Annotated in this window: 10 protein-coding genes; 7 read left to right on the top strand and 3 right to left on the bottom strand. The window is 73.9% G+C overall.

Going from position 1 to position 11237, the window contains the following annotated elements:
• Together ACFVS9_RS07925 and ACFVS9_RS07920 are read left to right on the top strand one after the other, a co-directional pair.
• The coding region (locus ACFVS9_RS07925; protein ID WP_389930917.1) for an RICIN domain-containing protein at positions 1-1152 on the top strand (1152 nt) is incomplete at its 5' end.
• A 131-nt stretch (positions 1153-1283) separates the two neighbouring features.
• Positions 1284-1808 carry a GNAT family N-acetyltransferase gene (locus tag ACFVS9_RS07920; RefSeq protein ID WP_383118317.1) on the top strand — a complete coding sequence of 175 codons (525 nt, stop codon included), beginning with the start codon at positions 1284-1286 and terminating at the stop codon, positions 1806-1808.
• Between the two features lie 170 nt (positions 1809-1978).
• Here the strand turns inward: ACFVS9_RS07920 and ACFVS9_RS07915 are convergent, their stop codons facing one another.
• Together ACFVS9_RS07915 and ACFVS9_RS07910 are read right to left on the bottom strand one after the other, a co-directional pair.
• Complete coding sequence (locus ACFVS9_RS07915; protein WP_389930915.1) at positions 1979-2614, bottom strand: Dps family protein; 636 nt, start codon at positions 2612-2614, stop codon at positions 1979-1981.
• A gap of 142 nt (positions 2615-2756) precedes the next feature.
• Complete coding sequence (locus ACFVS9_RS07910) at positions 2757-3659, bottom strand: SDR family oxidoreductase (protein ID WP_383118319.1); 903 nt, start codon at positions 3657-3659, stop codon at positions 2757-2759.
• Between the two features lie 680 nt (positions 3660-4339).
• On the opposite strand from ACFVS9_RS07910, the gene ACFVS9_RS07905 reads away from it, so the two are divergent.
• From ACFVS9_RS07905 to ACFVS9_RS07885, 5 genes are all read left to right on the top strand, one after another.
• The gene (locus ACFVS9_RS07905) at positions 4340-5635 is read left to right on the top strand and encodes a YeeE/YedE family protein (RefSeq protein ID WP_389930913.1); all 1296 of its coding nucleotides are present in this window, start codon (positions 4340-4342) and stop codon (positions 5633-5635) included.
• 117 nt (positions 5636-5752) lie between these two features.
• Positions 5753-6475 carry a response regulator transcription factor gene (locus ACFVS9_RS07900; RefSeq protein ID WP_383118321.1) on the top strand — a complete coding sequence of 241 codons (723 nt, stop codon included), beginning with the start codon at positions 5753-5755 and terminating at the stop codon, positions 6473-6475.
• Positions 6459-8480 (top strand): sensor histidine kinase, encoded by a 2022-nt coding sequence (locus ACFVS9_RS07895; RefSeq protein ID WP_389930911.1) that lies wholly within the window; start codon positions 6459-6461, stop codon positions 8478-8480. The genes ACFVS9_RS07900 and ACFVS9_RS07895 overlap by 17 nt, the downstream gene beginning before the upstream one ends.
• A gap of 101 nt (positions 8481-8581) precedes the next feature.
• Positions 8582-8998: a hypothetical protein gene (locus tag ACFVS9_RS07890; RefSeq protein ID WP_383118323.1), complete on the top strand. Its 417-nt coding sequence runs from the start codon at positions 8582-8584 to the stop codon at positions 8996-8998.
• A 249-nt stretch (positions 8999-9247) separates the two neighbouring features.
• Positions 9248-9850: a class F sortase gene (locus tag ACFVS9_RS07885; protein ID WP_383118883.1), complete on the top strand. Its 603-nt coding sequence runs from the start codon at positions 9248-9250 to the stop codon at positions 9848-9850.
• Positions 9851-9901: 51 nt separating this feature from the next.
• Here ACFVS9_RS07885 and ACFVS9_RS07880 read toward each other — a convergent pair whose 3' ends face one another.
• Complete coding sequence (locus ACFVS9_RS07880; RefSeq protein ID WP_389930910.1) at positions 9902-11074, bottom strand: PP2C family protein-serine/threonine phosphatase; 1173 nt, start codon at positions 11072-11074, stop codon at positions 9902-9904.
• Between the last annotated feature and the right edge of the window lie 163 nt (positions 11075-11237).

Here is an 11237-nt window from a genome sequence, read left to right as displayed (position 1 = left end):
GGCGTCGACGGGACGATCCGGGCGTTGGGGAAGTGCCTGGATGTCGCGTCGGGGGGTACGGCGGACGGGACCGTGGTGCAGTTGTGGGACTGCAATGGTTCGGCGGCGCAGCAGTGGGCCACGCCGGCAGCGCGGGACATCGTGAATCCGCAGGCGGACAAGTGTCTTGATGTGAGCGGTGGGAGCAGTGCGAACGCGACCCGGTTGCAGATCTGGACGTGCACCGGCGCCGCCAACCAGAAGTGGAACGCGCCGGGCGCCGGCGGGGGGACCCCGGCACCGGGAGCCATGGCCGTGGCCCCGTACCTCTACAACGGCTGGGGCAGTCCGCCCAGTCCCACCACCGTGATGAACGCGACCGGCGTCAAGTGGTTCACCCTCGCCTTCGTCCTCAGCAACGGCTACTGCAACCCGCAGTGGGACGGCAGCCGGCCACTCACCGGCGGGGTCGACCAGCAGACCGTCAACACGGTGCGCTCGGCCGGCGGCGACGTCATTCCCTCCTTCGGCGGCTGGAGCGGCAACAAGCTGGAGAGCTCGTGCTCCAGCGCGGGCGAGCTGGCCGCCGCCTACCAGAAGGTCATCAACGCCTACGGGCTCAAGGCCATCGACATCGACATCGAGGCCGCGGCGTACGACAGTCCCACCGTCCAGCAGCGCACGGTCGACGCGCTGAAGACCGTCAGGGCCAACAACCCGGGCATCAAGCTGTACGTCACCTTCGGCACGGGCCAGAACGGCCCCGACAGCAGCCTGATCGGCAAGGCGGCGGCCTCCGGGCTGACCGTGGACAGCTGGACCATCATGCCGTTCAACTTCGGTGGCGCCGGCCAGAACATGGGTCAGCTCACCGTCCGCGCCGCCGAGGGCCTCAAGACCGCGGTCAAGAACGCCTACGGGTACTCCGACGACCAGGCCTACCGCCACACCGGGATCTCCTCGATGAACGGCATCACCGACAACGGCGAGACCGTGACCGTGGCCGACTTCCGCACCATCCTGGCCTACGCCCAGCAGCGCCACCTGGCGCGGCTGACCTTCTGGTCGGTCAACCGCGACCGGCCCTGCACCGGCGGAGGAGCCGACACCTGCTCGGGTGTCTCCCAGCAACCGTGGGACTTCACCCGGGTCTTCGCCCCCTACACGGGCTGACCCGCTCCGGGCCCACGGTCCGTGCCCCCGCCGCGCACCACCGCGGTGGGGGCACGGGCACAGGGAGGAACGGGTCCGGCGAACGGTAGGCTCGGTGGCTGTGCTCTGAACGGGTGACGACGGAGGTGCTCATGGCCATCGAGTGGGTTCGGCTCAAGCTCGAACTGGACGCGTTCGACGACGCCCGGTTCGAACCCCGCCTCCTGAGCTGCCGGGAGGCCGGGACCGACTTCACCACCATGGCGGACCTGGGCGACACCGACGGGCACCGGCGGCAGCTCTACGAACTGAACAGGACCTGTGCGGCGGACATCCCGGAGCGCGGCCGGTTCTACACGTTCGAGGAGTACCTGGCGCAGCGCGTCGACACACCCACCTACGACCCGGCCGGCGTCGTTCTCGCTCTGGACGGCGGGGCGTGGGTCGGTATGGCGTCGACCTCGCTCCAGCCCGAGGGCCACGCGTTCAACGAGATGACCGGCGTCCTCGCGAGCCACCGGGGCCGCGGGATCGCGCTCGCCATGAAGGTCCTGGGCATCCGCTACGCGCGCGCCCACGGCATGAAGCTGCTGCGGACCGTCCACCACCCCGCCAACGACGCGGTCATCGCCCTGAACCGGCGACTCGGCTTCGTCGACGACCACGACGAGGCGTGAGCGGCGACGTGACGTTCCCGCGGACGTGAACGCGGGGTGAGCGGTGTGCCCGGTGCTCCGTCGGGAGCGCGGGGCGCACCGCCCTTCGCGGAAGGCGCCGTCGTACGGGAGGTTCCCCGCGCCGCCGGCCCCGCTAAGCCCGCGACCCGCAGGTCAGGGGCGCCCGGGGGTCACCTGGCGCGTTTGGTCGAGGCCGCGGGCTTCTTGGCCGTACGCCGGGGGCTGGCCGTCTGCCTCGCCGGGATCGGCGTACCTGCCGCCGCCGCGGCCTGCTTCTCGCTGCGGGCTTCCGTGGTGGTGAGAGCCCCGGCGCTGTTCTCCAGGTGGGCTCGGACGAACCACTGGAACTGCTCCAGCGAACGGAGGTGTTCGATGAGCAGGTCCTCGGTGACCGGGTCGACGGAGGCAGCCTTGGCGGCGGCCTTCCGGTGGTCCTCGATGATGCCCGTGTAGACGAGGTCCAGCGCGCCGAGGTGGGCGATGGCGTCCGCCCTCCCCACGCTGTAGTCGTCCCACGTCCGCTCGGCGACCAGCACGCCCGCCGTTCCGTGCGGCACGCCCCCCAGGGCCGAGACGCGTTCCGCGGTGGCGTCGGCCATGTCCCGGACCGCCGAGGTCTGCGGGTCGAGCATCTCGTGCACGGCGATGAAGTGAGGGCCCGTCACGTTCCAGTGGATGTGCTTCAGCGTGAGCGCCAGGTCGTTGAGCGAGTGCAGGCGCATGCGCAACAAGTCGATCATCCGCCCGCCCTCCTTGGTGCTCAGACCGGGAACGGTGTAGCGCGGGGTGGAACCCTGAGGCGGCATGATGCTCCTGCGGACGCGGGGACGGGTTACGCCACTCATGTGCCCCCGCCGCTCCCGGAGCCACGCGCGTTCGCGGCCGACACCACTTGACCGGCCCTGTGGCGCACGGCCTCGGGGCGTGCCGTGGGCGGGCGGCGGCCGGTCACGGCGTGCGGGGCTCCCGGTGAGCTTCCCGGCCGTCCAGGTCCGCCCGGCCGCCGGCTCCCAGCAGTCCCGTCGCCTCGAAGGAGGTCTCGCGGCGCAGTCTGGGGATCTCCCGCTTCGAGAGCGCGGTGACCACCGGCGGCATCGCGGCACGCACCACCTGCGTGAGGCGGAGCCAGCCGGGCGCGTACACGGCCGCGCTGCGCCGTTCGACCGCACGCACCAGCCGCCCCGCCACGGTCTCCACCGGGTACACCTTCCGCGCCGGGGCCGGCATGTGCGCCCGCAGCTCCCGCAGGACGGGGTGCTCGTCCGCGTCGCGGACCATGTCGGTGTCGGTCCAGTTCAGGTAGGCGATGCCGACCCCCACCCGCTCGTGTGCCAGTTCGGCCCGCAGGGAGTGGGCGAACGACTCGACCCCGGCCTTGGAGGCGCAGTAGGCACTCATCATCGGCGCCGCTCCGATGGACGCCAGTGAGGCGACCTGGAGGAAGTAACCCCGCGTCGCCCGGAGGTGGGGCAGGAAGGCACGTGCGCTGATCGCGCTGCCCACCAGGTTCACCTCGACGACGCGCCGCCAGGTGACGGGATCGGACTCCCCGAACGGGCCGCCCTCGGCCAGTCCGGCGTTCGCCACCACGACGGATGCCGGACCCATCCGGTCGCGGACCTCACCGGCGACCCGCGTCATACCGGCGTCGTCGGTGACATCGACCTCCCAGCACATCGCCCCGGGAACGGTGTCCCTGACCCGGGCGAGGGTCGCCTCCTCACGGCCCAGCAGAGCCACCGTGGCTCCCCGCCGCGCCAGTTCCCGCGCCACGGCCGCTCCGACGCCGCGCGCCGCACCGGTCACGACGGCCACACGGCCGTGCAGGGGACGGACTGATGAGCCGGACACATGGACCTCCTCGACGGGCGGGACCGCGGTGGCGGCGTACGCCGCCGGGCGGACGGGCCGTCCTGCACCACCGACGGACGACCGGGACCCGGACGGGCGACGGCCGGGGACGCGCACCCGTGCGGCACGGCCATCCTCACGCCTACGGGGTGAGGGCGCACCTGCGAGGTGTTCCCCGTGCGGGTGGCGCACGTCCGCACCACCCGCACGCGCGCCGGTCCCGGGCGGTGCCCGGGACCCCGGCGGAGAGCCTCCGGCGGAACGGACCGGCGCGATCCCCGCGGGGGCCGCCGGGTGCGGGGCCGTCGGACGGCCGCCGGGGGTGTACGAGGGCACCGTGCCGGGGCCGCGTCCACGGTCGCGGCCCACGGCCGGAGCGGCGAGGGGGATCGCCGGGGCGCCGGGGCCGGCGTCGCCGCCCGTGAGGACCTCGCCGCCCGGCGCCGGGCAGCCGGCCGGGCCTTCCGCATGGCGAGACGGCGAGGCATACGGAGCACCGCCGTCCGTATATTCGTACGCATGTCTGCATCGGTTGCGTCCCTGTGCCTCGCGCTGTTCGCGCACTCGGCGTGGTGCGTCGACGACGGACTCTGTAGCGGCTGAACCCGCGTCCGCGGTGCGCACAGCGCCGTCGACCGTTCCCCGCCGCCGTCCGCCGAGCACCACCCCGGAGACCTCTCGTGACCACCGCGCCACCTGCCGGGCCGGCCGCGCCGCCGCGCGCACGGCCCGCCGCCCTGTTCGTCCCCTCCCGCACCTCCGTGCCGCGACCGGAGGCGCCGCCCCTGCCCCCGGTGCGCAGGACACCCCTCGTGGTGGCCGGGCTCCTCGCCGTGGCCCTGACCGCGTACGTGTGGTCCACGCACGGCGCCCGGCCGGGCGTCCTGCTCCTGCTGGGGCTCGGTCTGGGCGTCGCCCTCTTCCACTCGCGGTTCGGCTTCACCTCGGCCTGGCGGCAGCTCATCGCGGTCGGCAACGGCGCCGGCCTGCGGGCGCACACGCTGCTGCTCGGCACCACGGCCACCCTGTTCGCCCTGCTGATCGGCACGGGCACCGGGCTGTTCGGCTCGACGCCGGCCCCGTCCGCCGGGCCGCTCGGAGCCGGTCTGGTCGTGGGCTCGCTGCTCTTCGCCGTCGGGATGCAACTCGGCGGTGCCTGCGCCTCCGGCACCCTCTTCGCCGTCGGGGCGGGGCAGACCTCCGTACTCCTGACCCTCGGCGGGTTCATCGCCGGGGCCACCCTCGCCGCCTGGCAGTTCGACCTGTGGAAGGACCTTCCCGCCTGGGAGCCGGTCGTGCTGTCCGACCACATCGGCTGGTTCGGCTCGTGGGCGGTGACGATCGCCGCGCTGCTGCTCGTCGTCGTGGTCACCCGGCGGATCCAGGCCCGCCGCAACCCGCCGCCCCTCGGCGCCGTACCCTCCGCGCGCACCGCCGCCGTCCGGGCCCTGCGGGGGTCCTGGCCGCTGGCCGCCGGGGCCCTCGCACTGGCCGTCCTCGGAGCGGGAGTGCTCGCGGTGTCCGGCGGGGCCTGGGGTGTCACCAGCGCGTTCAGCCTGTGGGGTTCGGAACTGGTGGGCGCCCTCGGCGGCCACCCGGAGAACTGGACCTGGTGGCGGCAGCCCGGCAACGCGGAGATGCTCGCGGGCCCCGTGCTGGCCGACAAGAACAGCCTCACCGACATCGGCATCATGATCGGCGCCGCGGTGGCCGCCGCCCTCGGCGGTACGTGGGCCCTGCACCGTGGGATCCCCTGGCGCACGGCGGTCGCCTCGGTGCTCGGCGGGGTACTCATGGGCATCGGCGCCCGGCTGGCCGGAGGCTGCAACATCGGCGCGTACCTGGCCGGGGTGGCCTCGGGCAGCCTGAGCGGCTGGCTCTGGGGCGCGGTCGCCCTGGCCGGCACCTGGATCGGACTCAAGCTGCGCCCGCTGTTCGGCCTGGGCAACCCCAAGCCGGGCGACGGCGTCTGCTGACCCGCTGCGGACTCCGCACCCCGGCCCGCCGGCCAGGGGTGCGGAGACCGTAGCCGGAGCCGCGGCCTCCGCTCCACGGGAAGAGGGCGCGTCGCACGCTCCTCTACGATCGACCGCGTGTGCGCAAACGTCATAGTCGCGGAAGACGACGCGAAACAAGCCGAACTGGTCCGCCGTTACCTCGAACGCGAGGGACACACGGTCACCGTGGTCCCCGACGGTCTCGCCGCCCTCGAACAGGCGCGGCAGGGCGCGCCGGACCTGCTCGTCCTCGACGTGATGATGCCGCGGGCGGACGGACTCGACGTGGTCCGCATCCTGCGCGCCGAGCGACGTGAGCCGGCCGTCCTCATGCTGACCGCCCGTGCCACGGAGGACGACATGCTCCTCGGGCTCGACCTGGGCGCGGACGACTACATGACCAAGCCCTACAGCCCCCGTGAACTCATGGCGCGGGTCCGCACCCTCCTGCGCCGCACCCGGCGGGACGGGGCGCGCGAGGACGACCAGGTGCTGCGGGTGGGAACACTCGCAGTCGACCCCACGCGCCACGAGGTCTCGGTCGACGGTGCGGGCGTCGAGTGCACCCCGGGGGAGTTCCGGCTCCTCGCGGCGATGGCCGCCGAACCCGAACGCGTCTTCACCCGCGACCAACTGCTCGCCGAACTCCACGGATTCGACCGCTACATCAGCAGCCGTACGGTCGACGTGCACATCATGAACCTCCGCAAGAAGATCGAGCGCGCGCCCCGCCGGCCCGTCCGGCTGCTCACCGTCTTCGGCGTCGGCTACAAGCTCATGGACCCGCTGAAGGGCGCCCCCCGTGCGTCGGCGCGCTGAGCGGCGCGCGCAGCGCCTGCGGCTGCCGCTGCGCAAGAGCCTCCTCGGCCGGCTCCTCGGGGTGTCGGCGCTGGTGGCGGCCTGTTCGGTCGCCGCGACCGCGTGGCTCGCCGTGCAGACCACGTCCGGAGCGATCGAGCAGGAACAGGGCCGCAACCTCGCCGCCGACACCCGGGTCCTGGACTCCCTGCTCGCCTACGCGGCCGGCCACCCCACCTGGGACGGGGTGGGGGCCACGGTCGACGAACTCGCCGAGGCGTCCGACCGGCGGATCACACTGACGACCCAGACCCGGCAGATCCTCGCGGACTCCGCCGGCCCCTCCTCGCCGCCGCCCGCCCTGCCTCCCCAGGCGTCCGCGGTCGTGGACCCGCTGTCCGTGGCGGCCGTCTCCGCGGAGCAGGAGGCGGGATCCGGCTCCGTCACGATCGCGGCCCCCGGCACGGACGGGGAACAGCGCTCCGGGAACGACCGCGTCGACCCACGCGCCGTCGGCCCGTTCCGGCTGTCCGAGACCGAGCGAACGTCGTTGCGGCGCACCGCCGATGAGGCGGTGCAGTGCCTCAGCAGGTCCGGAATCGCCTCCGACGTCGTCGAGGGACCGAGCGGACGGCCCCGTATCCAGGTCGTGGGCAACGACCCCGACCGCCTGCGCTGGAGCCAGTGCTCGACGGACGACCTCGACAACCCCACCGGCACCGAGGCGAAGGCGCTCACCGCGCTCAACGCGCTCGTCAACGCCTGCCTGGACCGGCAGGGCCGTGAAGGCGTACAGCTCGATCTCGACCTGTCGTGGAACACGGCCGAGGACCCCCGCGCCGCCACGGCGGTGCCCGAGCCGGTGCCCGTGCCTCGTACCGAGGCCGCGCGGGAGGCCTCGCCCTCGTCGGCCCCCACGCCCGCGCCGTTCGACAGCGAGAACGACCGCGACATCGCCTCGTGCATCGGCATCGCCCGCCAGGAGCAGCTCAGTTCGTACGTCGCCTCACCGGCCCTGCTCTTCATCACCGATCCGGGGGGCGGTGCCGTCCCCGGCTTCGAACTGTCCTACGGGAACACCGCGAAGATCACCGGGGCCGCGGCGCTCGTCCTCGCGCTCACCGTCGGTGCCTCCGTGCTCGCCGGGATCCGCCTCACGCGACCGCTGCACGCGCTCACGGGAGCGGCCCAGCGCATGCGGGACGGTGAGGGACCGTCACATGTGGAGGTGACCTCGGACAACGAGATCGGCCGCCTCGCCGCGGCCTTCAACGACATGTCGGCCCACCGCGCCCGGCTGGAGGAGCAGCGCAAGGTGATGGTCAGCGACGTCGCCCACGAACTGCGCACCCCGCTGAGCAACATCCGGGGGTGGCTGGAGGGGGCCCAGGACGGCATAGCCGACGCGGACGCCTCCTTCGTCTCCTCGCTCCTGGAGGAGGCGGTCCAGTTGCAGCACATCATCGACGACCTCCAGGACCTGTCGGCGGCCGATGCCGGAGCCCTGCGCCTGCACCCCGAGGCCGTACGGGCCGGTGACCTGCTCGCCCATGTGGTGGCGGCCCACCAGGCGCAGGCCGACGCGGCGGGCGTCGGCCTCACCGTGGCCGCCGCGGAAGGGCCGGAACCGGTTCCGGAACTCGTGGCCGACCCGGTCCGGCTGCGTCAGGCGCTCGGCAACCTGGTCTCCAACGCCGTCCGCCACACGCCGGAGGGAGGGCGGGTCACCCTGCGCGCCCACGTGACCGGGACCGGGGGAGCGGACCAGCGGGTGGCCCTGGAGGTCGCCGACACCGGCAGCGGGATCGCGCCCGAGGATCTGCCCCACGTCTTCGACCGGTTCTGGCGTGCGGAGAAGTCACGCAGCCGCCGCACCGGAGGCAGCGGACTGGGACTGTCGATCGTCCGCAAGCTCATCGAGGCGCACGGCGGGACGACGGACGTGACCAGCACCGTGGGCCGGGGATCGGTGTTCACCCTGCGGCTGCCGCCGGCCGGTCCTGATCCGATGGACACGGAGGTCTGACAGCTTCCTCACAACTTCACGCCAGTCTGTGGGCATGCCCGGCGCCCCACGCGCATCCGCGCGGGGGCACCACCAACGCCGGGCTGGAATCGGAGTTCTTCATGTCCCTTCGTCCCACCCTGCGGACCGCGTTCCTCGCCACCGCCGCCATCGGCGCGGTGCTGCTGCCGTCCGCCGCCGCCGTCGCCGACGGCCCCTCGGCGGTTCCCGCCGAGCGCACCGAGTCCCCGAGCGCGGCGCCGGCCCCCGGCAAGGCGACCGAGGCGCCGTCCCCCGCCCCCGCCGAGGCCACCGAGCCGCCGTCGCCCGTCCCCGCCGGGGAGTCGGCGACGCCTGCTCCGGTCCCCGCGGAGGACGTCCCGGCCGGCACCGTGCCGAGGGGCGGCGTCGCCGCCGGCGAGCGTCCGGCCGAGAACGGCAGCACCGCGCTGTACGGTTCCGCGGCCGGTGCGGTGCTGCTCGCGGGCGCCGGTGTCCTCGTGCTCCGCCGCCGGTCCGCCGCGCACGTCAACGGCTGATCCCGCACCGTGGCGGGGGGCCCCCCCCGGGGGGGGGGGCCCCCCCCCCCAGGGGCACCCCCGAGCCGAAGAGCCGCCCGCCCGGTCCGGCACGTGAGCTCCGCCCCGCCCCTCTCGCATCCGGCCTCCCCCCCCCCCCCCCCCCCCCCCCCCCCCCCCCCCCCCCCCGGGGCCCCCCCCCCCCCGGGGGGGCGCGCCGCCACCCGCCGTTGTCCCTCCCGCTTCCGTACGTCCCGCACCGGAGTACTCATGCCCCTCATCCCTCACTCGCCCCGGCGGACCGCTGGTTCCGTGGTGGCGGCAGCTCTGCTGATCACCCTCGCCGGCGGTTGCGGCGCGTCCGACGCGCCCGTGTCGTCCTCCGCCGGGACGGCCTCACCGGCGTCCGGATCCGCGGACGCGCCCAAGGCGCCCGCCCCGACCCGGCTGACGGTCCCGTCGCTGGGGATAGACAGCGAACTGTTGCGGCTGGGACTCAACGAGGACGGCACGGTCGAGGTCCCGGCCGCCGAGAAGGGAATGACGGCCGGCTGGTACGCGGGCGGCGCGGTGCCCGGCGAGCCCGGAGCCGCCGTGCTCATCGGCCACAACGACACCCGTCTCGGCAAGGCCGTCTTCCACGACCTGCACACGATCGCCAAGGGCGCGGACATCACCGTGTCCGACGGGGCGGGGAAGGAGAACCACTTCACGGTCACCGGGACGGAGACCGTGAAGAAGAACGCCTTCCCCAGCCAGAAGGTCTACGGAGCCACCGACGAGCGCGTCCTGCGGCTGATCACCTGTGACGGCGACTTCGACGCCGCCGGTCACCCCGTGGACAACCTCATCGTCTACGCGAAGCTGCGCTGACCGTGCCGTACGGGGCGCCGGCCCTCGCACCACCGGCCGGTGCCCCTCCCTTCACGACGCCCGCGTTCCCGCCCCTCGCGGCGGCGCGTGCTCCGCACGGGTGACGGCGACCAGGGCCAGATCGTCCGTCAGCACCCCGTCCGTATGGGTGTGGACCGCCTGGGCGAGCCGCTCCACGACGGCCGGCGGTCCCTGGCGCCACACCTGCCGCAGATCCTGGTCCGGGGTGTAGAAACGCCCGTCGGCGTCCCGGGCCTCCAGGAGCCCGTCCGTGCACAGCAGGAGCAGACTGCCCGGGCCGAAGGGACGGGACTCGTCCGCCCACGGGCCGGAGTCCAGCTCGCCCAGCCCCAGGGGCAGGCCCGGATGCTCCGGCTCCCAGACCCGCACGGCGTCCCCGCTCACCAGGAAGGCCGGGCAGTGCCCCCGGCTGATGAGACGCACCTCGGTGCCGTCGTCCGGGATCTGGGCGATGGCCGCCGTGATGAAGTGCTCCCCGCTCATGTCGCTCCTCCCGCTCACCGCGGCGGTCTCCCGGGTGTGACGGGTCACGGCCTCGTCGAGATGACGGGCCAGCTCCGGAAGCGAAGGGGTGTGGTGGGCGGCTTCGTGGAAGCTGCCCACCAGCGCGGCGACGCCGGGGACGGAGTCCAGCCCCTTGCCGCGTACGTCGCCGATGAGCAGGCGCACACCGTAGGGCGTGTGCTCCGCCGCGTAGAGGTCACCGCCGACGGACGCGGCGGCGGACGCCGCTTCGTAGCGGACCGCGATCCAGGTGTTCCCCCACCACGCCCGCACCGGCGGCAGCACGGCGCGCTGGGCGCTCTCCGCCACCCGCTCGGCACCCTGGAGACGGTCCCGCAAGGACAGCCGCAGCCGGCACAGGGGCACGGAGGCCCAGGCGAGGACCAGCATGGCGGCGTAGTCGACCACCGCGTGACGGCCGTCGGCCGACAGGTGTCCCGTGAAGAGGAGGACCAGCCCTGCCGCGCTGTTGAGGACGGCCACCCAGACCACCGCCCGCAGCGCGTACACGCAGGCCGCGATCATGGAGCTCAGGATCAGGAACACGTCCCCGCTGAACGCTCCGGGCGTGGGCACGTCGACCGCCAGCGCGAGCACCACCAGCGCCACGGGTGCGAAGCGCGTCCACCGGGGGAGCAGGTCGCTCTCGTTCCGCGGGGTGTGCGACGTCAGCCCGGTCGTGGTGCGGTACGGGCTCACGGCATCGCCTCCGGGGTGCAGCGGGCAGACCGCCGCCAGGCAGGTTCTGCGTCCTGCCTCGACCTTGGTGCCGGAAGCCCGCTCCCGCACGCGGAGGCAGCCCGCCGGCGAGCGGGGAACCCGCCCTCCCGGCCTGCTCCGTCCGGTGACCGAGGCGTGCGGT

This window comes from Streptomyces sp. NPDC058008 (assembly GCF_042886395.1).
Classification (GTDB): domain Bacteria; phylum Actinomycetota; class Actinomycetes; order Streptomycetales; family Streptomycetaceae; genus Streptomyces.
The sequence above is the reverse complement of the archived record's forward strand: the minus strand, read 5'-3'. Positions and strand labels throughout refer to the sequence as shown.